Below are 25,504 nucleotides of genomic sequence, written 5' to 3'. Positions count from 1 at the left end.
CGTCTACCTCCGCGGTCAGCACCCGTCCACCTCCGCGCCCGCCCGCCACGCGGTCGCGAGTTCGGGGAGCGGCCGCTCGGACGCGTCGAGGAACGCCCCCCCGGCCGCGCGGACGCCGCCGTCCGTGGCCGGGTCGTCGCCGACGTGGACCAGCGAGTCCACGGGCTCGCCGAGTCGGTCCGCGACCGTCTCGAACGCCCGCGCGTCCGGTTTGCGCCACCCGCAGGCGACGCTGGAGACGATCGCGTCGAAGTCGTCCCGCGAGAGCCCCGAGCGGACCAGCGTCCGGCCGACGAGTTCGGGGACCGAGCAGTTCGACAGCAGTCCGACCGGGCCGCGCTCGCCGGCCGCCCGGACGGCCGCGACGGCGCCCTCCAGCGTCGCGACCTCCGGGTCGAAGGCGGCGACGACGGCCCGGCGCGCGGCGTTGGCCGGCGCGTCCGCGCCGCGGGAGGCGAGCGCGGCGCTCACGTGGGCGGGGAGCGGGATCTCGGCCCCGTCGGGGGCGTCGACGTGGACTTCGCGGTAGGCGGCCTCCCAGTCGTCCGGCACCGCCACGTCGCGCTCCCGTAACTCGCGGGCGACGGCGGCGGCCGGGTCGGCGGGGCGCTCGACCGAGACGAGCGTCCCGAACATGTCGAAGGAGGTCGCCACGACTGTTGTCGGCTGGGCGCGGCGCCGGCAAGAAGCCACCGCTGTCGGTCGGGCGTGCGGCGACCCGTCGCCCCGTATCGGCGTCGGCGTCGGTCCCGTTCGGCCGTTACAGCGTCTCGCGCAGGATGCGAGCCCAGTTCCCGTGTGCCACCCGCTCGACGGTTCGCTCGGACCACCCCCGGTCGCGCAGGGCGTCGAGGACGCGCGGGAGACCCGACGCGTCGCCGACGGTGTCGGGAACCGTCGTTCCGTCCAGGTCCGAGCCGAGCGCGACGTGTTCCGGCCCCATCACGTCGACGACGTGGTCGAGGTGGTCGACCAGCACCGAGAGGGGCGTCCCGGGGTCGTTCTCGCCGTCCGGGCGGAGCTGTGAGACGGCGAACGTCAGCCCCACGACGCCGCCGGAGTCGGCGACCGCGCGGAGCTGGTCGTCGGTGAGGTTCCGCGCGGCCGGCGAGACGGCGTGGGCCGCGCCGTGGCTCACCACCAGCGGCGCGTCCGAGACGCGGGCGACGTCGCCGAACCCGGCGGCGTTCAGGTGCGCACAGTCGACGACGACGCCGCGCTCCCCGCAGGCCCGCACGAGTCGCTCGCCGGCGTCGGTCAGCCCCGGTCCCATGTCCGGCGAGGCGTCGTGGACGAGCGGGACGCCGTGCCCGAACGCGTTCGGCCTGGACCAGCAGAGCCCCACCGAGCGGACGCCACGCTCGTACAGCGCGTCGAGGTTCGACAGGTCCGGGGCGATCGCCTCGGCCCCCTCGAGGTGTGGCACGGCCCCGACGACGTCGCCGGCGAGACAGGCGTCCAGGTCGGCCGCGTCGCCCACGAGGCGGAACCCGTCGATCCCGTCGGCCCATCGATCGAGGAGGTCGAGCATCCGTCCGGTCTCCCGGCGGGCGACGTCGTGGTCGACCCGCTTCGGGAGTTTGGTTGGCTCGCGGTCGTCGGTTTCGTCGGCGCGTCCGACCGCTCCACCCTCGCTGACGTCTCCGTTCCCCGTGTCGCCGCTGCCCCCTCCGGCACCGCCGTCCGGGGTCGGGACGAACGAGGCGAAGAAGGCGGCGGCGACGTTCCCCTCCCGGAGTCGGGCGAGGTCGACGTGCCCCTCGGCGGACCGCTCCGAGAACGATCGGTCGCCCGAGCGGGACCCGTGGACGTCGAGGAGAACGTCCGTGTGGCCGTCGAGGATGGGTGTCCCGGTCATCACGAATCCCCCTACCGGGGCTCAGATCACGTTCGAGTCGACGTCACGCGGGAAGTAGGTGAGCCACTCGGTCCCGGTCTCGGTGACGGCGATCGTGTCCGAGTGGCGGTAGCCCGCCTCGTCGGTGTACAGGCCCGGTTCGATGGTGTAAATCTGTCCCGGCGCCATCAGCGCGTCGCCCTCGTCGACGTGGTCGTACTCGCCCCAGCCACGGTCGATGTACGGCGGTTCGTGCCCGTCGAGCCCGATGTTGTGCCCGACGTGGTGGCGCGCGAGGTCGGTCACGCCCTGCTCCTCGAAGTAGTCCCACACGGCCCGATCCACGTCGCTGATCGGGACGCCGGGGCCGAGCGCGTCGATGGCGATGGTCTGGGCCTCCAGCATGAGTTCGAAGTAGTGCTCCTGCTCGTCGGTGTAGTCGCCGACGAACATCGTCCGCTCGAGTTCGGAGCGGTAGCCGTCGACGTTCGCCGACGCGCCGGTGATGAGCACGTCCCCCTCCGAGAGCGTCTCGTTCGGCGTGTGCCCGTGCGGGAGCGCGGTCTCCTCGCCGGAGATGTAGCCCGCGTGGACCGGACCGCTCCCCCGGACCCGCACCGAGTACCGGTCGCCGAGCGCGTCCAGCATCGCGCGGGACGCCTCCGTCGAGGCGCGCTGGCTCACCGTCGCGGGGTGGGCGCCGACCTCTGTGTACTCCGCGAGGTACCGGTGGCCGAGGTTCGCCCACTTCGCGGACTCGCGGACCAGGTCGACCTCCGCCTCGGTCTTCTCCCAGCGCATCCGGGTCGTCCACGACTGGGAGTCGACCTCGACGAACTCCGAGAGGGCGGGGCCCTCGTACCCCATCACCCCGGGGGCGCCGTCGGCGTCGGAGACGACCGACTCGACGCCCATCCCCTCGAGCATCCCCGCGGCGACCTCGACGGGCGCGCCGCCGGGGTAGTCGAAGTAGTGGTGGGCGTCGTCGATGCGGGGGTTCGACGCCACGCGCTCGACTTCGAGTCGCGGGACGGTGATCTCGACCCGCTCGTCGGTGACCGCGAGGACGACGGGGCGCTCGGTCTGGACGTGGTGAAAGCCCGTGAGGTACTCGATGCCGGTCGCGCCGAACCACGTCGCCGCGTCGGCGTCCGTGTCCGCGAGGCGGCCGCGCACGTGCGTGAGCCGACCGTCGAACTCGGATTCGGGGAGTTTCGTCGCCATACTTGCCGGATTCGGCCGTTGCGGCATAAGGTTCGGGGAAGCGGAGGGGCGTTTGCGGCGACCGATCGACCGGTCCGGTAAATCGAATGACGCGATATCAAATTCCTTCGGAGGAGGTGTCAACGAGTCAACTCACCTCCGACTCGTCCTCCAGTTTTCCCCCGACCACTCGGACGACCTCGGCGTAGTCGTCCGGTTTCCGTCGCTCCCAACCTCCTTGAGGCTCCTTCGCGAATCGGCCTCCATGCTCTCGTACGACGTGGCGGACGAGGCGGCGTGGATCACCCTCGACAGGCCCGAAAAGCGGAACGCGCTCACCGTCCCCGACTGGCGCGAACTCGTCGAGCAGCTCGAACGGGCCGAGGCCGAGGCGCGAGTCGCGGTGCTCACGGGTACGGGGGAGGCGTTCTGCGCCGGCGACGACGTCGCGGCGCTCGACGCGGTCGAGACCGAAGCGGACGTCGGGAAACTGGCGGCCTGTCTCTCGGACGCCTTCTTCGGCATCGAGACGCTGGACGTGCCCGTCGTCGCCGCCGTGAACGGCCACGCGTACGGCGGGGGCTGTGAACTCGTCGCCGCGGCCGATCTCGCCGTCACTGTCGAGGGCGCCCGGTTCGCGCTCCCGGAGACGAGCATCGGCGCGTACCCGCCGTACGCGATGGAGCGCGCCGCGGAAACCGTCGGTCGGAAGCGGCTCATGGAACTGGCGCTGACCGGGGAGCCCATCGACGCGGACCGCGCCCGCGAGTGGGGACTGGTCAACCGGGTCGTGTCGGACGGGGAACTCAAATCGGCCGTGGAAGGGCTGGTCGCGTCGATCGCCGAGTCGCCGCCGACGGCGACGAGGACGGCGAAGCGGGCGGCGGCCGCGGGGCTGGCGTCGGCGGAGGAACGGGAGCGCATCCACGACTCGTTCGGGACGGTGCTCGACGACGACGAGTGCCGCGCCGCCACGCGGGCGTTCCTTGAGGACTGACGGGGCGTTCCCTCGCGGTCGCCTCACCCGTCGTCCAGGTCCACGCGGACGAACTCGTCGGTGACGGCCTCGACCTGTTCGGGGCGGACGTCCAGCGCGTCGACCTCCGGGTCCGCGGACGCGCCCATCCGGGACTCGACGCCCGTTCCGGGCTTGAGTCGCGCGGTGCCCCCCTCGATGCCCGCGATCTTCCCGATCGGTTCGCCCCGCTGGTCGACGACCGTCATGCCGACGTGCGTCTCCGTGAAGTGCTCCATGGGGCCGACTCAGTTCGGAACCCGCAAAGGCAGTTCGCCGGCTACTGCCGGGCCCTGACGTGGGGTACCGGAACGGGCGTCGGACGGACGGCCGACGGTGGGTTCCGCCGGGGCGGGCGGCGTCGTACCACCGGACGCGTCGACACCGCGTTCGAATCGGCGGACGACGTCCCGCGACCTCGCCGACACGCATATTCGGCCGTCTCGACCGTGTTTACACGGCCCTCACGTCGTCTTATCGGGAGGCCGGGTTTCCGACGCCGTCGCGTCGGCCGTTTTCGTTCGGCGCAGTGCTCCGCCGCCGACGTGACCGTCAACGCGGCTGACTCTCTAGTATACTTCTTCATCGCGCGTGACGTGTACGCGAACGTACACCGCTACTCGGTCGACGGCCGTTCGGTCAGCTACCGTCGTGTGATATCCTCCGCGACGGCGTACGTTCGCCGCCGTAAACGCCGGGGCCACGACCCACGGAGCCAACGAACCGGATGCGATGACCGCCCGGGCCGGAGGGTTGAAACGAGGGCCCCGAGTAAACGGCCGACGACACGACGGTCAGAAACGATCGGCCCATCGGGCGGTATTACGGGCCCAGGGGCTACGGGTTTCGGTCGAAACCGCGGGTGCTGGCCGTCGTACGCGCGTCTGCCGGTCCGACGGGGCAGCCGCTCCCGGACCGGCGCGCGACCGGAACGACCCGGTAGGAAGACCCTACCGGCGGACGGCGCCGCGGAGGAGCGTCTTACACTCCCCGGTACATTTATATCACATCCGTCTGTGATTACGGCTGCGTAAGACGGAACGTCTTACGGGCCGATGACACCGGGCGGACGCCGCCCGGACGGCCCCGGATCCGAGGCACGCGGACGCGTGCTCGCCGTCTTACCGGGGGAATGCAACAATGGAGCGTGTGACACTACGGATACCCAAACAGCAGATCGAGGAGGTCGAACAGATGGTCGAGACGGGCGAGTTCCCGAACCGGAGCGAGGCGATCCGCTCGGCGGTTCGCGACATGCTCAACGAGCAGACCGACGGCTCGGGCGAGCGCACCCGCCGCGAACGCAGCAAGCGCAGCTGGGCGAAGGTGTAACGATGCAGGACATCGTCCAGGACGCCCTCGAGAACGCGGAGGCCGAAAAGCGTCAGATGTCCGAGACCGGCGACGACGACGACGAGTTCGGGGAGCCCCGGATCGTCATCGTCGGCGCGGGCGGGGCCGGCAACAACACCATCAACCGGCTGTACAACATCGGCGTCGAGGGCGCGGAGACCGTCGCCATCAACACCGACAAGCAGCACCTAAAGATGATCGAGGCCGACACGAAGATCCTCGTCGGCAAGTCGCTCACCCAGGGGCTCGGCGCCGGCGGCGACCCCAGCATGGGTTCGCGCGCCACCGAGATGGCCCAGGGGACCATCAAGGAGGTGCTCGGCGACGCGGACCTCGTGTTCGTCACCGCCGGGATGGGCGGCGGGACGGGCACCGGCGCGGCGCCGGTCGTCTCGAAGATCGCCAAGGAGCAGGGTGCGATCGTCGTCGGCATGGTGTCGACGCCGTTCAACGTCGAACGCGCCCGCACCGTGAAGGCCGAGGAGGGCCTCGAGAACCTCCGCAACGAGGCCGACTCGATCATCGTCCTCGACAACAACCGGCTGCTGGACTACGTTCCGAACCTCCCGATCGGCAAGGCGTTCTCGGTGATGGACCAGATCATCGCCGAGACCGTGAAGGGTATCTCGGAGACGATCACCCAGCCCTCGCTCATCAACCTGGACTACGCAGACATGTCCACCATCATGAACCAGGGCGGCGTCGCCGTGATGCTCGTCGGCGAGACCCAGGACAAGAACAAGACCCAGGAGGTCGTCAACGACGCGATGAACCACCCGCTGCTCGACGTGGACTACCGCGGCGCCAGCGGCGGTCTGGTCCACATCACGGGCGGCCCGGACCTCACCCTGAAGGAGGCCGAGGGCATCGCCGACAACATCACCGAACGCCTGGAGGCGAGCGCCAACGTCATCTGGGGCGCGCGAATCCAGGACGAGTACAAGGGCAAGGTTCGAGTGATGGCCATCATGACGGGCGTCCAGAGCGCCCAGGTGCTCGGCCCGAGCACGCAGAAGCAGGCGGACAAGTCACGCGCCAGCATCGAGGACCCCGGGAGCGGCGACCTCGACGTCGGGACGAACGCCGCGTCGAACGGCAGTTCCCAGGCCGCCTGGCAGTCCGACGGCGGCCGCGAGGAGCGCGAGCAGCACAACGGCCTCGACGTCATCCGCTGACGGACGGGAACGGCGGACGAACCCACGTTCACGGCTGATTCCGAACCGCGGGCGGCCGACACGCCCGTTCGATCGCCTACCTTGGCTCGCGGTCGCGTCCCCGAACCGGGGCGGGCGCCTTTCGAAGGAACGGTGACCGACGAGCGGCGCGTCCGACGTGCCACCTCCGTGCGAGGGCAACCTGCCACGGCGACGCGCTCGACGACCCGTTTCCCGTTTACACCGCCTCGACCGCCTCGACGAGCCGGCACTTCCGACAGACGTCGCGGACCGTCGTCGACCCGCACCGCTCGCACTCCGAGAGGTCCGCGCCGCCCTCGCCGCGGTACTCCTCGGCCACGAGTCCGGACAGTTCCTCGTAGCCGGCCATGATGGAGTGGCGCGTTCCGGGGTGGTTCTCCTCCAACTTCAACAGCAGCTCCCGTATCTCGCCGCGGTACGCCTCGCTCGAGTGCGGGCACTCGGTGATGTGGGCCGGCAGGTCGCGCAGGTGAGCGTACAGCGCGACCTCCTTCTCGGGGACGTCCCGGAGGGGCTTGGCCCGGGGGACGAAGTGCTCGGACTCCCGGCGCTCGTCGAACGGACCGAGGCTCGCGTCGAAGTGCTTCGCGACCTGCGTCACGTCGCCCTCGAGGAAGTTCATCAGCGCGGTCTGGGCCTCGTCGTCGAGGTTGTGGCCCGTGAGCAGTTTGTCGGCGTCGAACTCGGCGGCGTACTCCTCCAGCAGGTCCCGGCGGAACACCCCGCAGTACGCGCACGCGGCCATGTCCTCCGGGTCGTCTTGGACGACGTCGTCCATCCGGACGCCGAGTTCCTCCTCGTAGGTCACCGTCTCGTGGCGCACGTCGAGCCGCTCGACCAGCTCCTCGCAGGCGGCGAGCGACTCGTCGCGATACCCCTCGATCCCCTCGTGGATGGAGAGCGCGATCATCTCGACGCGGGGGTCCTCCGCGAACGTCTCGTCCAGAATCCGCGTGAGGACGACGCTGTCCTTCCCGCCCGAGAGCCCGATCACCCACCGCTCGGGGTCCTCCGGGGTCGCGTCCCTCGGGAGCAGGCCGTCCTCGCGGACGCGGCGGCGAACCCGCTTCTCGACCGACTCGCGGAGGTGCGTCCCGCAGAGGTGGGCCCCGGAGTAGGCCGCGTGGTGGACCGCCTCCCGGTCGCACTTGTCACAATCCATTGCCGGACGGTACCGACCGCGCGGGGATACCGGTTTCGTCCCGCGCGAGGGTTCAAGGCGGATGACGGGACCACACCCCCCGTGACCTGAGGCCAGCGGCGCGCCGGGCAGCGGGTGTGCGGTCCGACGGCGTGCCCAGTCGCCCCGAACGGGACCGCCTGTTCGCCCCCCGAGCGACGCGACCGGAACGAACAGCCTGATCGTGATCCGGTCGGACGAAGACGTATGGTTCCCTCGCTCGCCGCCGTCCGCGCACGCCTCTATCGGATCGGCCTCTCGTACTTCCCGGCGTTCTGGTCGACCGGCGGGAAGGTGACGGACCTGGCGCCGGACTTCTCGTACGCCCGCGTGAAACTCCCCCTGAACTGGCGGACGAGAAACGGCATGGGAACCACCTTCGGCGGGAGCATGTACGGCGTCGTCGACCCGGTGTACGTGGTGCTCCTGACGCGACGGCTCGGAGACGGGTACACCGTCTGGGACCGGGCGGCCGAGATCGAGTTCCGCAAACCAGGTCGCTCGACGCTGTACGCCGAGTTCCACCTCCCCGACGGGGAGGTCGACGAGATCAGCCGCTCGCTCGCGCCCGGCGAGTCCTGCGACCGCGTGTACGACGTCGACCTGGTCGACGCCGACGGCACGGTTCACGCCGAGATCGAGAAGACGGTGTACGTCCGGCGGGACGAGTGAGGAGGGTCGGCCGGGTCTCCTCCGCGGGCCGGTCGGGCCCCTCCGGTCGAGTCCCTCCTCGGGCCGACCGTCCCCGGACGGTTCGTCCTCGGACCGATTCCGGGTCCGTCCCGGTACGTGACGCAAGACGCTTACAGCCCGGGCGCCCAGCAACGGCCATGGATCGCGATGCCGCCCTCGACCGCGTGGACGCCGTCGTCGACGCGGTCGAGTCCGACCCGATGCCGGTGCCCGTCCGGGAGGTCTGGGTGTACGGCGACGTCGCGCTCGGGCTCGATCCGATCGAGCGGCTCGACGTGTACGTCACCAAGGACCTCCACATGCGCGGCGACGCGGACGCGGAGGCCGAGTTCGAGGCGTCCCACGGCGTGAAGGGCGTCGGGAAGTCGGTCTCCGCCGAGTGGGCCCGCGAGTTTCCGGAGCACCTCCGCGCGAACGACAACGGCCACGCCGCCCCGGAGAAGTGTCTCGCGGCACAGCTCCTCCCGGACGACGAACCGGTTCACCTGGAGGTGTGTAACGCGCCGTTCGACAGGAACGTCACACAGCGGCTCAAGGGCGCGCTCGCCCGCGAGGACTACGCGAAGATCCTCGACCCGCGCGGCGTCCAGCTGTGGGCCGACGGCACCCGCGCCGAGGAGACGATGGCGAAGCTCAGGGGCGGGGAGCTCCCGTTCCCGACGCTCTCGGGTGCGCTGGAGATGCTCGGCGTCGAGGGGCCGAAGGCGACCGAAGCGGCCGAGGCCGTGCGGACCTACCGGGACGGCCAGGAGGGGCCGACGGTGCGCGGCGACGTCGTCTGACCGGGTCGCAGGGCCGTGAAAACCGGTTCCGTCAGACCCGCCCGACCGTCACGTCGAACGGCACGACCTCGACCCGCTCGTACTCCCCGTCGGCCATCTGTTCGACGACCTCGCGCCCCATCTCGCGCCAGTCGCGCCGGAGGTCGTCGTACGCGTCGGCGGCCAGTTCGTTCCGGAGTTCCGCCTCGTGGTCGGCGATGCCGGCGCCGCTGGCCTTCCGTCGGGCGCCCGCCAGGTCGGCCTCGGAGTAGGGCGGCTCGACGCGCTTCTCGTGGTGATAGCGGCGCGTCCGGAGGTCGGACAGGCCGGCCGCCGCGAACGTCCGCCGTACTCCCTCGCCGAGCGCGACGTCGGTCCCGACGCCGCGGATGTACGCCGCCCGGACGCGCGCCTCCAGGTCCGCCTCGGTCCCGACGGTCGAGGCGACGCCCACGTCGGCGTTGTCGGGTTCGATCGCCGCGACCAGGTCCGCGGAGACGCGGGCGAACTCCCGGACCGCCGCGGCCGGTTCGGGGAGGTTGCTGAGCAGCGCCTGGCAGGCGACGAGGTCGAACGCGTCGTCGGCGAACGGGAGCCGGAGCGCGTCGCCGGCACAGAAGTCGAGGCCCGTCCCCGTCGCCGCGACCCCGAGGAGGTCGGGGTCGGCGTCGACGCCGACGACCGTCGCGTCCGGCGCCTCCTCGGCCAGGACGCGGGTGAGTTCGCCCGTCCCGCAGCCGACGTCGAGGACGCGGTTCCGCGAGTCGAGTTCGAGGTCGGCGAGCGCGTCGCGGGAGGCCCACATCCCGCGGCGCGTCCGGTCGAGGTACTCGGGCGTGAATCGGCGCATTTCGGTTCGTTCGGGTTCCGGTGTGTGCGGGTCGGTGAAAAGGGGGTCGGATGAGTCGCGTACACCGTCGATCGGTTCGATGGAACCACGGAACGAAGCCCTCGCCCTTCGTGAGTCCGCCAGGGGTCGGTTCCCCGAGGGGTCGCGACATGCCCGACGCCCGGTGCGCTCCCGTCGGAACGCGCGCCGGAGGCGACGGGGCGTCAGCCGAGCGACGAGGAGCACGGCGAGGCCCGGCCGATGAGGGAACGGGGGCTCCCGGGGACACGGTAGCGGTGCTCGTGCCCGCGGTTGCGGTCCGAGAAAGCGGCGAAAACCGCGGTTACAGGTGGCCCGACGCCTCAGACCGACTCCTCGAGGTCGTACAGCTCGCCGTACTTCTCGGTCACGTACTCGAGGAAGTGCGAGGCCGTGAACTCCTCGCCGGTCGCGTGCTCCACGAGCTCGTCCGTCTCGTAGCGGGCGCCGTGGCGGTGGACGTTCTCGCGCAGCCAGTCCTGCAGGTCGGCGAACTCGCCCTCCCGGACCTTCCCATCCAGATCGTCGATCTCCCCGCTCGCGGCGTCGTACAGCTGGGTAGCCATCACGGAGCCGAGCGAGTACGTCGGGAAGTAGCCGAAGTTGCCGTGGGCCCAGTGAATGTCCTGGAGACAGCCCTCCGCGTCCGTCCCGGGCCGGATCCCGAGGTACTCCTCGTACTTGTCGTTCCAGGCCTCCGGCACGTCCTCGACGTCGAGGTCGCCCGAGACGAGCGCCCGTTCGATCTCGAACCGGACGACGATGTGGAGGTGGTAGGTGAGCTCGTCCGCCTCGACGCGGATCGGGTTGTCCTCGTACACCTGGTTCGCCGACTCGTAGGCCTCGTCGACCGACGCGTCGACGTCCGGGAACCGCTCGCGTACCTCGGGCAGGACAAGGTCCCAGAACGCCCGCGACCGACCGACCTGGTTCTCCCAGAGGCGGCTCTGGCTCTCGTGGACCGACAGGTCCCGCGACTCGCCCAGCGGCGTCCCGTAGTGCTCCCGGGGGAGCCCCAGGTTGTAGAACGCGTGGCCGAACTCGTGGATCGTCGACATCAGCGCGCCGAGCGGGTCGGACTCGTCGAACCGGGTCGTCACGCGACAGTCGAACTGGTTGCCGGAGGTGAACGGGTGGCTGGAGACGTCGAGGCGCCCGTGCTCCCAGTCGTATCCGAGCGTCGAGAGCACGTCCCGCGAGAGCGCCTCCTGGGCGTCCGCGTCGAACGTGCCCTCGAAGGCGTCGGTCGTTACGTCCACGTCGCTCGCCCGGATCTCGTCGATCATCGGCACGAGCGTCCCCTTCAACTCGGCCAGGATATCCTCTGCCCGTTCGAGCGGGAGGCACGGCTCGTAGTCCTCGAACAGCACCTCGTAGGGATCGCGGTCCGGGTCGACGTGCTCGGCGTACTCCCGCTTCAGTTCGACGTGCCTCTCGAGGTACGGCGCGAACGCCTCGAAGTCGTCCTCGGCCTTCGCCTCCTCCCAGGCGGCCAGCGCCTCCGAGGCGGTGCTGGACATCTCCTCGACCAGTTCGCCCGGGACCGCCGCGGCGCGCTCGTACTCCCGTCGCGTCTCTCGGAGCACGGCCGACTCCGGCCCGTCGAGGTCGAGTTCCTCGCAGGCGTCGAGCAGTTCGCCGGTGCGCTCGTCAGTGAGCATCTCGTGGCTCATCGAGGAGAGCACCGAGAGCTGTTTCGAGCGGGCGGGCGTCCCGCCCGAGGGCATCATCACCTGCTGGTCCCAGCCGAGGACGCCGCTCGCCCCCTGCACCGCGGTGATCCGTTCCAGCCGCTCGGTCAGCTCCGCGTACGCGTCGGCCTCCTCGGCCGCCGCCGCATCCGTTGCCATCGCGCAAAACTTGCGCGGGGGCGGCCTTGAAACGTCCGTTCCCGGCACGTGGGGTCCACGACGACGGGTCCCGCGCGGGGGCGTCGACGGAGGGGCCTCCGGCGCCGTCGGCTCCGCGACGGTCGCCCGCGGCTCACCCGACGAACCCGCCGGCGCCCTCCGCCACGTTCCGATAGATGCGGTAACACCGCGAGAGCACGTCGAGCGAGACGCTCTCGGTGTCGGTGTGGGCCTCCCCCGGCTCGGAGGCGCCACAGACGACGCAGGCGGTGCCGGCGCCCGCCAGCCAGCCGGCGTCGGTCGCGTGCGGCTTCGAGACGTGTTCCGGGTCGCCCCCCTGGGCGTCCCGCGCGGCCGCCAGCACCGCGTCGGCGAACGCGTCGTCCGAGCAGGCCATCGGCGGGAGGTCCTGTTCGACGCGCCACTCCACGCCGGGGACCTCCTCCGTCCGGTCGAGGGGGGCGTACTCGCCGGGAACCGTCCGCTCGTCCACGGTGACCGTACACTCGTCGGGGACGACGTTCCAGGCGCTCCCGCCGTCGATCCCGGTGACGGCGACGCTCCCGCGGACGCACTCGCCCATCACCTCGACCTCGGGGAACTCGAGTCCCCTGACGACGTCGACGGCGTCGCAGGCGCGGTAGACGGCGTTCACGCCCCGATCGGGCGTGCTGGCGTGTGCGTTCGACCCGCTCGCGAGGAGCGTGCTCGCGCGCCGCCCCTTGTGTGCGACGACGACGTCCGTGACGCCCTCCTTCGAGTAGTTCGTCGACCCCTCCGCGACGACCGCGTAGTCGGGCGCGAACCCGTCCGCGATGGCGCCGCGGGCGCCGACGCCGCCGACCTCCTCGCCGACGAACGAGGCGAGGACGAGTTCGCAGGCGGGCGCGCCGCTCCCGTCGGGTTCCGTCCGATCGCCCAGGTCGGCGTCCCGGAACGCCAGCATCGACGCCGCGACCGCGCCCTTCATGTCGGCGCTCCCGCGGCCGTACAGGCGGCCGTCCCGCTCCTCGACGACGTAGTTCCCCTCCCCGTCGACCTGCGGTTCGCCCGGCGGGACGACGTCGTGGTGGCCGACGAGCGCGACCGAGGGCGCCGTCGGATCCCCGCGGCGGGCGAGGACGTTCCCGTGCTCGTCGCGGGTGACCGCCGCGTCGGTCTCGTGCCGGAGCCAGTCCTCGACGGCGTCGCCGGCGGCCGTCTCGTCCTCGTGGCTCGGGACGGAGACGAGGTCGGCGGCGAGGTCCGCGAGTTTGCGTTCGTCCATGTCACCCCATCCGTCAGCGGGGACAAAACGTTCGTGGAGGCGGACGTTCGCGCGCGGCCCCGCCGACGGCCGCCGCGGTTTTGCCCGTTCCGCGCGAACGTCCCGACGCATGACCGACGAAAACGGGGCCGACGACTCCGACGACGGCGGAGGGGCGGACGTCGACGAGGAGGAGTGGACCGAGACGGAACACGAGTCCCCCGACGACAGGGAACCGGAGGACGACGAGGAGTGAGTCGCCGAGGGGCCGTCCCGCTCGCGACGGCTTCGCCCGCGACGCCCCTGCGAGCGACGCGACCCGCCGTCGGCCCGCCCGCCGCCGTCAGTTCACCTCGTTGTACATCTCGTCGATTACCTCCTCGAGGTCCGGGGGGCCGCCGCCGGGCTGGTCGGGGCTGTAGGTGAACTCCTCCTTCCCGTCGAAGGAGGTGCCCTCCGTCCACGGCCGCCCGGGGTCCTCCCGCTCCTCCCGGTACGTGGACATGAACGCGTAGTTCCAGTCGTCGTTCTCCTTCTCCTGCGGGAAGCTCGCCGGCACCGGGACGTGCTCGCCCATGTCCTCGAGCGCCGCGTGCCACTGGTTCTGGTGCATCGTGTCCCGCGCGATGAGGTACGCGAGCATGTCCTTCATGCCGGGGTCGTCGGTGAACTCGTAGAGGCGCGTCGCCAGCAGCCGGCCGGTGGACTCGGCCATCACGTTGGCGTACATGTCCGCCGCGAGGTTGCCGCTCGCGACGACGTACCCGCCGGTGAACGGGACCCCGTTGCTGTCGACGGGCATCGCGTGGAGGCCGGCCGAGAGCGCCTGCCGTGGCTGTCCGCCGCTCATCATCGCGTCGATGACCGCGTCCTCGCGCGCCTCCTCGCGGAGCTCCTCGGGGGCCCCGGCGAGGTTCTTGCTCACGGCAGTCGCGAGCATCTCGATGTGTCCGAGCTCCTCGCAGGCGGTCTCCATCAGGAGCCGCCGGAACTCCTGCTTCTCGGCCGGCACCGCGAACGCCTGGAACATGTACTGGAGCGCGACGCGCATCTCGCCCTCCGCGCCGCCGATGGCCTGCTGGAGCATCTTCGCGAAGTACGGGTTCGGTTCCTCGACCTCGACCTCGAACTGGAGTTCGTCGTCGTGAAAGAACACGGGTTACACCCGTTCTCCGTGAGGGCGACTGCGTCAATCAGTGGCGTGCTACCATATGCAGGGGTCGGAGGGATCGATGCGGCTTCCCCGCGGCGTCCGGCACGGTCGGCTCCACGGCCCAAACCGTTCTGCTTGCTGTTGCGGCCCCGGGTGGAACGGCCGGGGACGTCGACGATGAGCCGCGGGCAACGACGACGACCGACGGGGGAGGCGTCCCTCACGCCGGCCGTACACGCGGATTTTATGGGTGAGCCGACCGGAGTGGGCGTATGAACGTCGTACCGGACACCAGCGCCGTCGTCGACGGACGCGTGTCCGAACGGGTCGAGGACGGTCGCTACGAGGGAGCGACGGTGTTCGTCCCCGAGGCCGTCGTCGCGGAGCTGGAACGGCAGGCCAACGAGGGCCTCGACACCGGCTGGGACGGCATCGCCGAACTCCAGCGGCTCGCCGAGTTCGCGAAGGAGGGGACCGTCGAGGCCGAGTTCGTCGGCCGGCGCCCCTCGGCGGCCGAACAGGAGGGCGCCGGCGAGGGCGACGTCGACGCGCTCATCAGGGCGCTCGCGGTCGAACACGACGCGACCCTCCTCACGAGCGACTACGTGCAGGCCGAGACCGGCGAGGCGACGGGGCTCGACGTCGAGTACGTCGAGGCCGAGGTACGCGGCCGGAAGGACGACGGGCTCGCCATCGAGTCGTTCTTCACGGAGGACACGATGTCGGTCCACCTGAAGACCGGCACGCGGCCGAAGGCCAAGCGCGGCACCATCGGGGAGATGCGCTACGTCTTCATCGACGACGAGGTCGTCTCCGAGGAGCAGATGGCCGACTGGGCCAACGACGTGGAGGCGACGGCCCGCGCGTCCCCCCAGGGGTTCATCGAGCTCTCCGAGCCCGGGATGACCATCGTCCAGTACCGCAACTACCGGGTCGCGGTCGCCCGGCCGCCGTTCTCGGACGCCATCGAGATCACGGCGGTCCGGCCGGTCGCGAAGACGACGCTCGACGACTACGAGTTCGCGGACGAACTGCGCGAGCGCTTCCTCGAGCGCCAGCGCGGCGTGCTCATCGCGGGCGCGCCCGGCGCCGGCAAGTCGACGTTCGCGCAGGCGGTCGCGGAGTTCCTGAACGAGAACGACTACGCGGTGAAGACGATGGAGAAGCCGCGCGACCTGCAGGTGTCCGAGGAGATCACCCAGTACACCGCGCTCGGCGGCGACATGGCCAAGACGGCCGACTCGCTCCTGCTCGTGCGTCCGGACTACACCATCTACGACGAGGTCCGCAAGACCCACGACTTCGAGGTGTTCGCGGACATGCGGCTCGCCGGGGTCGGCCTGGTCGGGGTGACCCACGCGACCCGCGCCATCGACGCGCTCCAGCGGCTCGTCGGCCGCGTCGAACTCGGGATGATCCCGCAGGTGGTCGACACCGTCGTCTTCATCGAGGCCGGGGAGGTGGACACCGTCTACGACGTGACGACGGAGGTGAAGGTGCCGTCGGGGCTCACCGCCGAGGACCTCGCGCGTCCGGTCATCCAGGTCGTCGACTTCGAGACCGGCGTCCCCGCCTTCGAGATCTACACGTTCAACCGGCAGGTCGTCACCGTCCCGCTCGGCGACGAGGAGGACGAGCCCGAGACGGGCGTCGGCCGCATCGCGAAACAGGAGATCGAGCGGGAGATCCGGTCGGTCGCCCGCGGGCACGTCGAGGTCGAACTCCGGGGACAGAACGAGGCGATCGTCTACGTGGACGAGGACGACATCAGCTACGTCATCGGGAAGGGCGGCGGCCGCATTTCCGACATCGAGAACAGGCTCGGCATCGACATCGACGTGCGGACCCACTCGGAGCGGCCCGCCGACTCCGGCGGCGCGAGCGGCTTCGACGCGGCCGACGGCGGGGCACGGGGAGGGGACGCGGGCGGTGCCGGGACCGCGGGCGGAACGCCGAAGCCGCAGGGGCAGGTCGTCCAGCCCGAGATCACCAGCCGCCACGTCGTCGTCCGGATGGACGAGCACGTCGGCGAGACGGTGGAGGTGCGCGCGGACGGCGAGTACCTGTTCACGGCGACGGTGGGGCGCGGCGGCGACATCCAGGTGTCGCGCGGGTCGGCGATCGCCGAGGAACTCGAGGACGCGATCGACAGGAAGCGGACGATAACGGTCGTGCCGGCGTGACGTCGCCGAGCGACGGCGGCGGCACCGACCGGGTGGGCCCGCGCGGCGGCGCGGACCGCTCTCACACGTAGGAGCCTCCAGCGGTGAAGGCAGGTAGTGGTTGGCCCGCGACTACGGCAGGGCGGGCCGGATGGTGTCTCGGACGCTCACCGGCCCGTCGACCACCTCCGGCGTTTCGCTCCTCTCGTCCGGGCCGGCCCGCGCCGGCGACGCTCCCCTGGCAGCGGGAACGGAGCGGCGGACCAGAACCGACCGAGCGTTTCGTTTCCATCGGACATTGCGACCGATACTGGCAGGGAACACCGGATAAAGTTTGTCCATAGATGCACCGTTCGAGTATAAGGTGTATCATTACGAATCCCCGTTTCCACGAACATGCGTCTATGAAAACGAACGAAAGATAGACGAACGGTCGGAATTCCGGGAGGGGGGCGAGCGGCGGACCAGGCGACCCGGTCCCCGCGACGTTCCGACCCGTTCAGAAGTGGTCGGACGACTCGGTCGAGAACTGGAGTTCGCCGCCGCGGCCGCCCTCGACCGTGCTCGCGCCCATGTCGCCCGTGTCCGGCACCTTCACCTGCACGTCCTCGACCTCCTCGACGTCCATGATGAGGTCGCGTTTGATGTTCTGGGCCGTGACGTCGGAAATGCCACAGCCCGAACACGTCCCTCCGAGTTCGACGACGACCAGCCCCTCCTCGGGGTCGGCCTCGCGCACGACGCTCGTGCCGCCGTGCATCCGGATGATCGGCATCTGCCCGACCATCCACTCCTCCACGCGCTCGGCGAGGTCGTTCATTACCTCCTCGTAGGGGTCGGAGCCTTGAAAGCTTGCGGTTCGACCGATCCGGAGTTCCCCGAAGGAAAGTGTGTCAGGGTTCCTAACGCCCGCCGAGCGCCCGCAGGAGTGCCAGGCTCGCCCCACCCAGCGTCGCGAGCGCGCCGAAGCCCGATCCGGCCGTCTCGGTGGGGCTCCCGGTCGACGTCGCCGTCGGCGTCGCGGCCGGCGGCGGGGTCGCGGTCGTCGGCGAGGACGTCGCCGTCGACGTTCCGGTCGCGCCCGGCGCGTCGGTCGAGCCACCCTCGGCGAGCGCGTCCGGGTTCCCGCCGACGCCGGGTTCGTCCGGGAACGTCCACAGTCCGGCCGTCGTCTCCCCGATGTCCATCGAGGAGGCGACGAAGAACTCGTCCGGGACGGCCGTCCGCGCGGTCCAGAAGCTCGTCTCGTCGGGGTCGACCCACCACGTCTCCTCGACCGGGTCGGTCGGGTCGGTCAGGTCGTGTCGCTTCACGCCGCCCTGGTACCAGGACGTGTACAGCGTCCCGTCGCGGAACTCGAGGTTGTGCGCGGTGGTCCAGACGCCCGAGTAGGTCGGGTCGGGCGACTCCGGGGACGCGACGGCGGACAGGAGTTCGGGCTCGCTCGGGTCGGAGACGTCGTACAGCTCCACGCCGCTGGGCCCGCCCTCGTACTCCCCGTCCTCGTCGACGAGCGCGCCCCACGACTCCATCCCGATCGCGAGCAGGTCGTTCGCGGGGTCGGTGGCGGCGTAGTGGTGGTTCCCCGGCGGGAGGAGCGCTTCGCGGGCCGGCGGGTCCGCGAGTTCCGCGGGGTCGCCGGCGGGGACCGTTCCGACGTGTTCGGGCGCGGCGGGGTCGCTCACGTCGAGCAGGTACGTCCCGGCGTCCCAGTACACGAGCGCGGCGAGGCCGTCGTTCACCCACACGTCGTGGAGCACCCGGAGGCCGGGGGCGACGTCCCGCCAGGCCGCCTCGTGGTCGGTGAGCGACCAGCGCGCCAGTTCGGTCGGCTCCCCGCCGCCGACATCGACGACGACGAGCGGGTTTCCGCCGGCCCCGTTCCCCGTGAGATACAGCGTCGAGCCGTCGAGAAAGCAGTTGTGGATGGGGTAGTCGGTCCCGAAGAACGCCCGCTCCCCGGGGGCGCCGGGATCGGAGACGTCGACCAGCAGCGCGCCGGACGACCCCTCGACGCCCGGGTTCGCCGGGCCGACGACCGCGAGCGTGTCGTCGTCGTGTTTCACGTCGTACACCTGCCGCAGCGCGCCGGCCTCGGCGTCCTCCCGGAGCCCGCGGCGCTCGGCGAGGACGGCCGGATTCGACGGGTCCGAGAGGTCGACCGTCGCGTAGCCGTTCGTCAGCGCCAGGTACGCCGCCTCGCCGTCGGGCCCGACGACGGCCTCCTTGGTCCCCTCGAGGTCGAGCCGGCCGATCGGCTCGTAGCCGTCGGAACCGACCACGTCGGAGTCCCCGACGCCGGTCGCGTCGGAGCCCGCCACGCCGGCGGCGTCCGCGACCGCGCGGCCGGGGAGCAGTCCCGCCCCGAGGAGGGCCCCGCCCGCGCGGAGCGCGTCGCGTCGTCGCATACCCCAGTTGCGGGGCGGGCGGGCATAGACGTGGCGGAGTCGAACGCGCCGGCCGGTTACAGCCGGCTCCGGTCGCCGGTGCCGTCGGTGAGCGCGGAGGCGAGCGCGCCCTTCACGACCACGTCGTCGCCGAGTTCGGTGAGCCGGACCTCCGGGACGTTGGTGAACACCTCCGGGGCGAGCCGCTCGTTCAGGTGGTCGACGACGAGTTCCGGGTTGTGGATCGCGACCGCGCCGCCGACGATGACGACGAGCGGCGCGTACGCGTGGACGATGTTCGCCACGCCCAGCACGTTCCACCGCTGGACGCGTTCGACGACGAGGTCCGCGAGGGGGTCCGAGCCGTGTGCGCCGAACACGTCGGCGGCGTCGAAGCCGTCGGCGTTCACGGGGAGGTCCGTGGGGGTGTCGGTCGTCCCGAACAGGTGGCGGGCGTACCGGGGGACGTTCTCGCCCGAGCAGTACGCCTCCCAGTGGCCCTCCCGGCCGCACCCGCACGTCATCGCGCCGTCGGGGTCGACGACGACGTGGCCGAACTCGCCGGCGTTGCCGTCCCACCCCGAGAGGACGTTGCCGTCGACGCAGACCCCGGTCCCGATGCCCGAGGAGATGGTGAGATACACCATGTCGTCGGGGTTCCGCTCGCTGTGGAAGCGCTCGCCGATGACGCCCGCGGCGGTGTCGTTGTGGAGGTGCACCTCGTCGGTGCCGAGCAGGTTGGAGAGCGGGCCCGTGAGGGGGATGCGCCCGACCGTGTCCGGGAAGTTCGCCGGGTTGTCGACGACCCCCTCGGCGAGGTCGAACGGCCCGAACGAGGCGACGGCGGCCGCTTGCACGGTCTTCGGGTCGACGCCGGCGTCGGCGCACGCGCCCCGGGTCACGTCGAGGACCGCCTCGGTGATCGCGATGCCGGTGGGGCCGTCGGGCGTCGGAAGTTTCGCCCGGCCCAGAACTCGAGCCTCCTCGTCGCCGACCACCGCGCGGACGTTCGTCGCGCCGAGGTCGACGCCGACGTACGAAGCCATCACTCGTACGGTGACCGCCGCGATACGTAACGGTGCCGTTTCTCACCCGTCCGCGAGTGAATATTCGGGCGAACTGATGGGCGTTCGAACCCAGACGGTGCCGGGCCGCGGAACGGGACGGGGACGCTCTCGGGCGTCCAGCCTCCGAGGAAGCCAGCGAGTACTCACTCGCGCACGAACGTGACGGGGCACGGCGCGGACAGGAGGATCTCCTGGGCCGTGCTGCCGAAGACGGCCTTCCCGGTGGGGGAGCGCTTCCGGCCGCCGACGATGACGCGGTCGGCGCCGACCTCGCCGGCCAGGTCCGAGATGGCGCTGCCGGGGTCGCCGACGAGGCCACGGATCTCGAAGTTCACCTCAGCCGCCTCGAGTTCGGACCGCGCGACGCGGACGCTCTCCAGGCGACGGGTCACGTCGTCGGGCGATCCACCGGTGATGTCGAGCCGGCCCAGCGCGTCGTCCACGGATCCCTGCGTTGGGAAGGCGTGAGCCACGATGACTCGGGCGTCCGCCGAGGCGGCCAGGTCGACGGCGGCCTCGACCATTCGTTTCATCCGAGCGTCATCGTCGCGACCGACCGCGAGCAGCACGGTTTCGATAGGCATACGCGGCGACTTGGACCCCTGTATCAAAAGGGTAGCGACGGTGGGCAGCGTTTAGTCGGCGGCGGGCGAGCGGACGGGCATGGAACCGGACCTGACCGGGCGGACCGCCCTCGTCACCGGCAGCGCGACGGGGATCGGCCGCGGCTTCCTGCTCGCGTGCGCGGAGTACGGCGCCGACGTGGCGGTCCACTACCGGACGAGCGGCGCGGAGGCGGAGGCGACGGCCGAGGAGGCCCGCGAGCGCGGCGTCGCGGCGACGACGGTCCAGGGGGACGTGACCGACCCGGACGCGGTGGAGGGCCTGTTCGCGGACGTCGAGTCCGAACTCGGCGGCGTCGACGTGCTCGTGAACAACGTCGGCGCGTTCGCGCCGGAACACTGGGCGGACATCCCGTTCGAGACGTGGCAGACCGTCCTCCACACGAACGTCAACGGGACGTACCTCTGCTCGAAGCGCGCGCTGCCGGGGATGCGCGAGAGGGGGTGGGGGCGCATCGTCAACGTGGGCTACGCCGGCAGCGGGAAGTCGATGGTCCACCCGAAGAACGCGCCCTACTTCATCGCCAAGACGGGCGTGCTGATGTTCACGCGCATGCTCGCGGCCGACACCCAGGACGACGGGGTCACCGTGAACGCCGTCTCGCCGTACGTGGTCGAGACCTCCGACGCGTTCCCCGAGGACGCCCCCCGGGGCCGGTGGGCGTCCGTCGAGGACCTGGTGAACGTGCTCTCCTTCTTCCTGCTGGAGGAGTCGGGGTACGTCTCGGGCGAGAACGTGGAGGTCGACGGGGGGTATCTGCCGGAGCGGCTCTGATTCCGGGTTACTACGGTCGGGACGACGGGTCGTGGCGAACTGCGGCCGCGCCTCGGTCACGCGAGCGAGCCTGCGAGCGGGGGTGAGTTTCCGAGGAGGGTGCTCCGAGGTACGGGAGGGCGAGGTGCGGTCCGGGCCGGACTGAAAGGGGCTGCGGCTTTCACGGGCGCGTGCGCCCTGAACTCGGGAGAGCGTGCTCTCCAGTGGGTCGGCGAAGGAACGGACCGCCAAGCACCGCAGCGACCGGAGGGAGCGAGGAGCGCAGCAGTCTACCGAGTCGACAGCCGCAGGGGCTTCGGGAACCGCACCACGATACCCGAATCGATCCACGGGTCGGGAGCGGCGGAGGCTTCCGGGGCTAACGAGCAGGTCGTGCAGTCGCTACCGACTCTCCGGTACTGAATGGCCACACGAGCCCAGAATCAGTAGTCGGGCGCGTCGTCCTCGACCTCGCGTTTCAGCGACTCGCGGCGCGACTTCGCGTCCCGGCCCGTGGCGTCGAGCAGGAAGGAGTTCTTGGCGTCCACGGCGTCGGCAGCGGCGTCGGCGTTCCCCTCCGCGATGACCTCCTCGGCCGGTCGCTCCTCGAAGTGGACCGCGAGCTTGTCCTTCTTGCCGGAGTAGGAGGCTGCACCGGCGAGGATCCGATCGAAGACGGGGTTGTCGGGCTCCTCGACGACGTACAGTTCGTGGCCGTCGTGCTCCTCGGTGCCGGAGACCGGCCCGAACCGCTCCTCGATCTCGCCCTTCAGGTCCGGCATCCGGTCCTCGAGGTGCTCTCCGCGGCGCATCTTGTACTGCTTCATGGCCACCCGTTCGGCAGGGGTCCCTAAACGAGTTTCGTCAGACGTGACGGGCGTCCCGTGTGCACCCGTCGCACGCTCCGGGGTGGCGAGTCCGACGTGAACGAACTGGACCGGAACGGGGATGCACGGAGCGACGGGGCGGGCAGAGCGGAAGGACCGGACTGAGAACGGAACCGACCGGAGGACGGGACGTTGGAGAACTGGATTTGGAACTTCGCTGGGGGTGACCGGGGAGCTACTCCAGTTCCCGCTCCTCGATGTAGCCCCGCTTGCACTCGGGGCAGATGTCGCCCGCCCGCATGGAGGAGGCGCCGACGCGCTCGCGCGCGCCACACTTCGGGCAGACGTACTCCGTCTCGCGGTCCCCCACGGTCGTGGTCAACTCGACCTCGTGGCTCCGTGAGGAGCGGTCCGCCGCGCCGCCGCTGGACGTTCCGTTCCTGGCCGGCCCGGTCGGCGAGGTGGCCGAACTCGACGGGTCGTCCGAACCCCCGGTCGGCGAGACGCCGGGCGACGGCCGGGACTCCCTGGTCGAGGCGTTCGAGGACTCCGCCTCGATGAACTCGACGTCCTCCCCCGGGTCGGCGTCGGGGTTCACCCGGGGGGTGAGGTTCCCGTCGACGGTGACGTCCCCGTCCGACCCGCCGGTTCCCACCTCGGCGTCGAATCCCTCGTCCTCGCCCGTCTGGTCGGGCCAGGCGCCCGGTCCGTCCGCGTCGTCCCGTCCGTCGGCGTCGATGAACTCGACGTCCTCGTCCCCGGTCGCGGCCGTTCCGCCGGCCCCGTCCCGTTCGTCGCCGGAGACGACCCCGGTGCGGGCCTCGCTGGCCGCGGACCCCTCGCTGTCGACGGCCCCGTCGCGAGCGGTGCGGTCGGCTCCGTCCGGGTCGGGCCACCCGCCGCGAGAGCCGGTCGCCTCCTCGTCCGCACCCGCCGCGTCCTTGCGGTCGGCGTCGGGCCACTCCCCGTGGCCGCGCTCGGGGTTCCCGGCGGGTTCGGCGTCCGCGACCGTCGACTCGGCGGCCCGTTCGGCCCCCTCCTCGTCGTGGGCGTCACGCGCTCGGGACCCGACGTCGGGTTCCCCGGACGGGGCGCCGGACGGTTCCTCCGGGGCGTCGGAGGGACCCTCCCTGATGATCTCGGCGTCGTTCTCGATCGACGGGTCCACGTCCTCCGGATCCCCGTGCGGGTGGTCGAACCCCTCGTCGATGTCGGTGGCCTCGGCCTCGTCGACGCGCACGCCGGACCGGCCGCCCGCGTCGAAGTCGCTCGTGCCGGCGCCGCCCGCGTCGGGTTCCCCCGAGAACAACCCCGTGTTCGGCTCCGCTCCGCTCCGGCCCCGGTCGGCCGGCCGGTCGACGGACGTGACCTCCGTGTTCTCGGTGATCACCTGCGTCTCCCCGCAGCGTCGGCACTCCTTCACCTCCCTGATGGTGACGACGACCTCGTCCCCCCGTTCCTCGCGCTCTCGCTCGGCCGTCGGCTCCGTGAAGTCGTGACCGAGCAGGCACCTGAGTCCCATTACCGACCAACACCGGCTTCGTGGACAAAAGGGTTCCCTCACCGTCTGACGCCCGACAGACGGTGACGCCGGTACACGTAAACCGGCGCCCGCCGATACCCCGCGTATGAAGGCGCGGTCGGAGTTCCGCGACCGTGCGGACGTGGAGGTCGCCGTCCTCGACGCGCTCGTCGCAAGGGCCGACGAGGGAATGACCGTCCTCGAACTCCGCTCGGGCGTGGACGCCGGCATCGACGAACTGGAGGGCGCGCTCGCGACCCTGAAGGACGACGGGCTCATCGAGGTGAACGACGACGGCGAACGCGTCAGGATCTTCCCCGAGGACAGGGTGGTCCCCGACCCGGGCGAGGTTCCGGACGACGACGCGGGGCTCCTCGACACGATCAGGGACCGGTTCGGGCTGTGATCTCGTCGGTCGACCGTCACCGCGACGTCGCCGGTCGCCGGTCGCCGGTCGACCGGGGGGCCTTTTGATGCCGGGGCCGTACGCGGGGCCATGAGTCTGGTCGCTGACGTCCACGAGGACCACGGCGCGACGTTCGAGGAGCGCGGCGGCCGGGAGGTCGTCGCCCACTACGGGCGCCCGGACAGTGCGGCGCGGGCCGTACGAAACGGCGTCGGGGCGATCGAGATGGGGTACGGCGTCGTGGTCGTCGAGGGCGACGACCGCGTCGACTTCGTCGACAACGCGGTCTCGAACCGCGTGCCGACGACCGACGGCGAGGGGACGTACGCGCTGCTGCTCGACCCGCAGGGCGCCGTCGAGACGGACATGTACGTCTACAACGCCGGCGAGCGGCTCCTGCTTTTCACGCCGCCGGACCGGGCGGGGCCACTCGTCGAGGACTGGTCGGGGAAGGTGTTCATCGACGACGTCGAACTCCGGGACGCGAGCGACGAGTTCGGCGTGTTCGGCGTCCACGGCCACAACGCCACTGAGAAGGTCGCCTCCGTGCTGAACGGTGCCGGCGCGCCGGAACCCGCGCTCTCGTTCGTTCGCGGGCGAATCGACGGCGGTCCCGAGGAGGACATCGGCGTCACCGTCGTCGCGGCGGACGCGCCGCTCGGCGAGGAGGGGTACGAGGTGATCTGTGCGGCCGCCGACGCCGAGGACGTGTTCGACACCCTCCTGACGCGGGGGTTGAACGCCGCGCCGTTCGGCTACCGGACCTGGGACGCGCTCACCCTCGAAGCCGGAACGCCGCAGTTCGAGTCCGAGCTCGAGGGCAGACTCCCGAACGTCGTCGGCCTCCGGAACGCCGTGGACTACGAGAAGGGCTGTTTCGTCGGCCAGGAGGTCGTCTCGAAGGTGGAGAACCGCGGCCGGCCGAGCCGTCGGCTGGTCGGGCTTCGGCCCGAGGAGCTCCCCGACTCCGGCGCCGCGGTGTTCGACGGCGACGCCGCGGTCGGCGAGGTGACCCGCGCCGTCGAGTCGCCGACGCTCGACGCCCCCGTCGCGCTCGCGTTCGTCGACTTCGATTCCGACGGAAGCAACCTGACCGTCCGCGTCGGCGGCGACGAGGTGGCCGCAGAACGCGTCGACCTCCCCTTCGTCGAGGGAAGCGCAGACTCGGCCCGGCTCCCGACGTACCCCGAGTGACCGCCGGCGACGAAGCCGATTCTCCGGCGAGGGACGACCCCGACTGACTTCCGGGTGGGAGTGGAAGGGGCCGCTCGCTGCGCGCTTCACCTCGGTCGTGGTTCGAGAGGCGCTTCGCGCCTCTCGTCATCACGAAACGGCTTCGCCGTTTCGAACGACTTCGCTCCCTCGGCTCCAGTGCTTGCGTCGTCGGGGCTCGGTCAGCGA

At 71.0% G+C, this 25,504-nt stretch carries 25 protein-coding genes; 10 read left to right on the top strand and 15 right to left on the bottom strand.

Annotation, left to right across the window (positions count from 1 at the left end):
• Positions 1-15 precede the first annotated feature (15 nt).
• From HUG12_RS19705 to HUG12_RS19695, 3 genes are all read right to left on the bottom strand, one after another.
• Complete coding sequence (locus HUG12_RS19705) at positions 16-654, bottom strand: HAD family hydrolase (protein WP_179270412.1); 639 nt, start codon at positions 652-654, stop codon at positions 16-18.
• 106 nt (positions 655-760) lie between these two features.
• Positions 761-1,858 carry a dipeptidase gene (locus tag HUG12_RS19700; protein ID WP_179270411.1) on the bottom strand — a complete coding sequence of 366 codons (1,098 nt, stop codon included), beginning with the start codon at positions 1,856-1,858 and terminating at the stop codon, positions 761-763.
• Between the two features lie 21 nt (positions 1,859-1,879).
• Positions 1,880-3,061, bottom strand: coding sequence for a M24 family metallopeptidase (locus HUG12_RS19695; protein ID WP_179270410.1), 1,182 nt, complete (start codon positions 3,059-3,061; stop codon positions 1,880-1,882).
• A gap of 244 nt (positions 3,062-3,305) precedes the next feature.
• Here HUG12_RS19695 and HUG12_RS19690 point away from each other — a divergent pair, with 244 nt between their 5' ends.
• Positions 3,306-4,037, top strand: coding sequence for an enoyl-CoA hydratase/isomerase family protein (locus tag HUG12_RS19690; RefSeq protein ID WP_179270409.1), 732 nt, complete (start codon positions 3,306-3,308; stop codon positions 4,035-4,037).
• A gap of 23 nt (positions 4,038-4,060) precedes the next feature.
• Here the strand turns inward: HUG12_RS19690 and HUG12_RS19685 are convergent, their stop codons facing one another.
• The gene (locus HUG12_RS19685) at positions 4,061-4,294 is read right to left on the bottom strand and encodes a hypothetical protein (protein ID WP_179270408.1); all 234 of its coding nucleotides are present in this window, start codon (positions 4,292-4,294) and stop codon (positions 4,061-4,063) included.
• A 901-nt stretch (positions 4,295-5,195) separates the two neighbouring features.
• Here HUG12_RS19685 and HUG12_RS19680 point away from each other — a divergent pair.
• Positions 5,196-5,387, top strand: coding sequence for a ribbon-helix-helix domain-containing protein (locus HUG12_RS19680; protein WP_179270407.1), 192 nt, complete (start codon positions 5,196-5,198; stop codon positions 5,385-5,387).
• 2 nt (positions 5,388-5,389) lie between these two features.
• Positions 5,390-6,583: a cell division protein FtsZ gene (gene ftsZ / locus HUG12_RS19675; RefSeq protein WP_179270406.1), complete on the top strand. Its 1,194-nt coding sequence runs from the start codon at positions 5,390-5,392 to the stop codon at positions 6,581-6,583.
• Positions 6,584-6,800: 217 nt separating this feature from the next.
• Here ftsZ and ncsA read toward each other — a convergent pair whose 3' ends face one another.
• Positions 6,801-7,766, bottom strand: a complete 966-nt coding sequence (ncsA, locus tag HUG12_RS19670; protein ID WP_179270405.1) for a tRNA 2-thiolation protein NcsA — start codon at positions 7,764-7,766, stop codon at positions 6,801-6,803.
• Positions 7,767-7,991: 225 nt separating this feature from the next.
• On the opposite strand from ncsA, the gene HUG12_RS19665 reads away from it, so the two are divergent.
• Positions 7,992-8,456, top strand: coding sequence for a DUF4442 domain-containing protein (locus HUG12_RS19665; RefSeq protein WP_179270404.1), 465 nt, complete (start codon positions 7,992-7,994; stop codon positions 8,454-8,456).
• A 158-nt stretch (positions 8,457-8,614) separates the two neighbouring features.
• Positions 8,615-9,259, top strand: coding sequence for a DUF7095 family protein (locus HUG12_RS19660; protein WP_179270403.1), 645 nt, complete (start codon positions 8,615-8,617; stop codon positions 9,257-9,259).
• 31 nt (positions 9,260-9,290) lie between these two features.
• Here HUG12_RS19660 and HUG12_RS19655 read toward each other — a convergent pair whose 3' ends face one another.
• The 3 genes from HUG12_RS19655 to HUG12_RS19645 form a co-directional block, all read right to left on the bottom strand.
• Positions 9,291-10,088 carry a class I SAM-dependent methyltransferase gene (locus HUG12_RS19655; protein ID WP_179270402.1) on the bottom strand — a complete coding sequence of 266 codons (798 nt, stop codon included), beginning with the start codon at positions 10,086-10,088 and terminating at the stop codon, positions 9,291-9,293.
• Between the two features lie 341 nt (positions 10,089-10,429).
• Positions 10,430-11,956 carry a carboxypeptidase M32 gene (locus tag HUG12_RS19650; protein WP_179270401.1) on the bottom strand — a complete coding sequence of 509 codons (1,527 nt, stop codon included), beginning with the start codon at positions 11,954-11,956 and terminating at the stop codon, positions 10,430-10,432.
• A gap of 133 nt (positions 11,957-12,089) precedes the next feature.
• Positions 12,090-13,223, bottom strand: coding sequence for a M20 family metallopeptidase (locus tag HUG12_RS19645; RefSeq protein WP_179270400.1), 1,134 nt, complete (start codon positions 13,221-13,223; stop codon positions 12,090-12,092).
• A 109-nt stretch (positions 13,224-13,332) separates the two neighbouring features.
• Between HUG12_RS19645 and HUG12_RS21935 the strand changes: the two genes are divergently transcribed.
• The gene (locus HUG12_RS21935) at positions 13,333-13,458 is read left to right on the top strand and encodes a hypothetical protein (RefSeq protein ID WP_281362320.1); all 126 of its coding nucleotides are present in this window, start codon (positions 13,333-13,335) and stop codon (positions 13,456-13,458) included.
• Between the two features lie 87 nt (positions 13,459-13,545).
• Here the strand turns inward: HUG12_RS21935 and HUG12_RS19640 are convergent, their stop codons facing one another.
• The gene (locus tag HUG12_RS19640) at positions 13,546-14,358 is read right to left on the bottom strand and encodes a manganese catalase family protein (protein ID WP_179270399.1); all 813 of its coding nucleotides are present in this window, start codon (positions 14,356-14,358) and stop codon (positions 13,546-13,548) included.
• A gap of 269 nt (positions 14,359-14,627) precedes the next feature.
• Here HUG12_RS19640 and HUG12_RS19635 point away from each other — a divergent pair, with 269 nt between their 5' ends.
• Positions 14,628-16,538: a PINc/VapC family ATPase gene (locus HUG12_RS19635; protein ID WP_179270398.1), complete on the top strand. Its 1,911-nt coding sequence runs from the start codon at positions 14,628-14,630 to the stop codon at positions 16,536-16,538.
• 478 nt (positions 16,539-17,016) lie between these two features.
• Here HUG12_RS19635 and HUG12_RS19630 read toward each other — a convergent pair whose 3' ends face one another.
• The 4 genes from HUG12_RS19630 to HUG12_RS19615 all read right to left on the bottom strand — a co-directional run bounded on the left by HUG12_RS19630 (position 17,017) and on the right by HUG12_RS19615 (position 20,555).
• Complete coding sequence (locus HUG12_RS19630) at positions 17,017-17,337, bottom strand: NifU family protein (RefSeq protein ID WP_179270397.1); 321 nt, start codon at positions 17,335-17,337, stop codon at positions 17,017-17,019.
• Between the two features lie 82 nt (positions 17,338-17,419).
• On the bottom strand, positions 17,420-18,925 hold the full coding sequence (locus HUG12_RS19625) for an LVIVD repeat-containing protein (protein ID WP_179270396.1): 1,506 nt from the start codon (positions 18,923-18,925) through the stop codon (positions 17,420-17,422).
• Between the two features lie 56 nt (positions 18,926-18,981).
• Entirely contained in the window at positions 18,982-19,950 is a 969-nt protein-coding gene (locus HUG12_RS19620) for an ROK family protein (RefSeq protein WP_179270395.1), read from the bottom strand.
• A gap of 164 nt (positions 19,951-20,114) precedes the next feature.
• Positions 20,115-20,555, bottom strand: coding sequence for a universal stress protein (locus HUG12_RS19615; RefSeq protein WP_179270394.1), 441 nt, complete (start codon positions 20,553-20,555; stop codon positions 20,115-20,117).
• A gap of 79 nt (positions 20,556-20,634) precedes the next feature.
• On the opposite strand from HUG12_RS19615, the gene HUG12_RS19610 reads away from it, so the two are divergent.
• Positions 20,635-21,369: an SDR family NAD(P)-dependent oxidoreductase gene (locus HUG12_RS19610; RefSeq protein WP_179270393.1), complete on the top strand. Its 735-nt coding sequence runs from the start codon at positions 20,635-20,637 to the stop codon at positions 21,367-21,369.
• 422 nt (positions 21,370-21,791) lie between these two features.
• Here HUG12_RS19610 and HUG12_RS19605 read toward each other — a convergent pair whose 3' ends face one another.
• Both HUG12_RS19605 and HUG12_RS19600 read right to left on the bottom strand, forming a co-directional pair.
• Positions 21,792-22,175: a DUF5611 family protein gene (locus HUG12_RS19605; protein WP_179270392.1), complete on the bottom strand. Its 384-nt coding sequence runs from the start codon at positions 22,173-22,175 to the stop codon at positions 21,792-21,794.
• A 235-nt stretch (positions 22,176-22,410) separates the two neighbouring features.
• A complete protein-coding gene (locus tag HUG12_RS19600; protein ID WP_179270391.1) occupies positions 22,411-23,697 on the bottom strand; it encodes a DUF7093 family protein in 1,287 nt (428 codons plus the stop codon).
• A gap of 106 nt (positions 23,698-23,803) precedes the next feature.
• On the opposite strand from HUG12_RS19600, the gene HUG12_RS19595 reads away from it, so the two are divergent.
• Both HUG12_RS19595 and ygfZ read left to right on the top strand, forming a co-directional pair.
• Entirely contained in the window at positions 23,804-24,103 is a 300-nt protein-coding gene (locus tag HUG12_RS19595) for a DUF6432 family protein (RefSeq protein ID WP_179270390.1), read from the top strand.
• 90 nt (positions 24,104-24,193) lie between these two features.
• The gene (ygfZ, locus tag HUG12_RS19590; protein WP_179270389.1) at positions 24,194-25,297 is read left to right on the top strand and encodes a CAF17-like 4Fe-4S cluster assembly/insertion protein YgfZ; all 1,104 of its coding nucleotides are present in this window, start codon (positions 24,194-24,196) and stop codon (positions 25,295-25,297) included.
• Positions 25,298-25,504: the final 207 nt, after the last annotated feature.

The sequence above is a fragment of the Halorarum salinum genome, from assembly GCF_013402875.1.
GTDB classification, from domain to species: Archaea; Halobacteriota; Halobacteria; order Halobacteriales; family Haloferacaceae; genus Halorarum; species Halorarum salinum.
The sequence above is the reverse complement of the archived record's forward strand: the minus strand, read 5'-3'. Positions and strand labels throughout refer to the sequence as shown.

Excerpts from the sequence above, each read along its gene's own strand:
- HUG12_RS19700 (WP_179270411.1), bottom strand. The coding sequence starts at position 1,858 with ATGACCGGGACACCCATCCTCGACGGCCACACGGACGTTCTCCTCGAC.
- HUG12_RS19695 (WP_179270410.1), bottom strand. The coding sequence starts at position 3,061 with ATGGCGACGAAACTCCCCGAATCCGAGTTCGACGGTCGGCTCACGCAC.
- HUG12_RS19690 (WP_179270409.1), top strand. The coding sequence starts at position 3,306 with ATGCTCTCGTACGACGTGGCGGACGAGGCGGCGTGGATCACCCTCGAC.
- HUG12_RS19685 (WP_179270408.1), bottom strand. The coding sequence starts at position 4,294 with ATGGAGCACTTCACGGAGACGCACGTCGGCATGACGGTCGTCGACCAG.
- HUG12_RS19680 (WP_179270407.1), top strand. The coding sequence starts at position 5,196 with ATGGAGCGTGTGACACTACGGATACCCAAACAGCAGATCGAGGAGGTC.
- ftsZ (WP_179270406.1), top strand. The coding sequence starts at position 5,390 with ATGCAGGACATCGTCCAGGACGCCCTCGAGAACGCGGAGGCCGAAAAG.
- ncsA (WP_179270405.1), bottom strand. The coding sequence starts at position 7,766 with ATGGATTGTGACAAGTGCGACCGGGAGGCGGTCCACCACGCGGCCTAC.
- HUG12_RS19665 (WP_179270404.1), top strand. The coding sequence starts at position 7,992 with ATGGTTCCCTCGCTCGCCGCCGTCCGCGCACGCCTCTATCGGATCGGC.
- HUG12_RS19660 (WP_179270403.1), top strand. The coding sequence starts at position 8,615 with ATGGATCGCGATGCCGCCCTCGACCGCGTGGACGCCGTCGTCGACGCG.
- HUG12_RS19655 (WP_179270402.1), bottom strand. The coding sequence starts at position 10,088 with ATGCGCCGATTCACGCCCGAGTACCTCGACCGGACGCGCCGCGGGATG.
- HUG12_RS19650 (WP_179270401.1), bottom strand. The coding sequence starts at position 11,956 with ATGGCAACGGATGCGGCGGCGGCCGAGGAGGCCGACGCGTACGCGGAG.
- HUG12_RS19645 (WP_179270400.1), bottom strand. The coding sequence starts at position 13,223 with ATGGACGAACGCAAACTCGCGGACCTCGCCGCCGACCTCGTCTCCGTC.
- HUG12_RS21935 (WP_281362320.1), top strand. The coding sequence starts at position 13,333 with ATGACCGACGAAAACGGGGCCGACGACTCCGACGACGGCGGAGGGGCG.
- HUG12_RS19635 (WP_179270398.1), top strand. The coding sequence starts at position 14,628 with ATGAACGTCGTACCGGACACCAGCGCCGTCGTCGACGGACGCGTGTCC.
- HUG12_RS19630 (WP_179270397.1), bottom strand. The coding sequence starts at position 17,337 with ATGAACGACCTCGCCGAGCGCGTGGAGGAGTGGATGGTCGGGCAGATG.
- HUG12_RS19625 (WP_179270396.1), bottom strand. The coding sequence starts at position 18,925 with ATGCGACGACGCGACGCGCTCCGCGCGGGCGGGGCCCTCCTCGGGGCG.
- HUG12_RS19620 (WP_179270395.1), bottom strand. The coding sequence starts at position 19,950 with ATGGCTTCGTACGTCGGCGTCGACCTCGGCGCGACGAACGTCCGCGCG.
- HUG12_RS19615 (WP_179270394.1), bottom strand. The coding sequence starts at position 20,555 with ATGCCTATCGAAACCGTGCTGCTCGCGGTCGGTCGCGACGATGACGCT.
- HUG12_RS19610 (WP_179270393.1), top strand. The coding sequence starts at position 20,635 with ATGGAACCGGACCTGACCGGGCGGACCGCCCTCGTCACCGGCAGCGCG.
- HUG12_RS19605 (WP_179270392.1), bottom strand. The coding sequence starts at position 22,175 with ATGAAGCAGTACAAGATGCGCCGCGGAGAGCACCTCGAGGACCGGATG.
- HUG12_RS19600 (WP_179270391.1), bottom strand. The coding sequence starts at position 23,697 with ATGGGACTCAGGTGCCTGCTCGGTCACGACTTCACGGAGCCGACGGCC.
- HUG12_RS19595 (WP_179270390.1), top strand. The coding sequence starts at position 23,804 with ATGAAGGCGCGGTCGGAGTTCCGCGACCGTGCGGACGTGGAGGTCGCC.
- ygfZ (WP_179270389.1), top strand. The coding sequence starts at position 24,194 with ATGAGTCTGGTCGCTGACGTCCACGAGGACCACGGCGCGACGTTCGAG.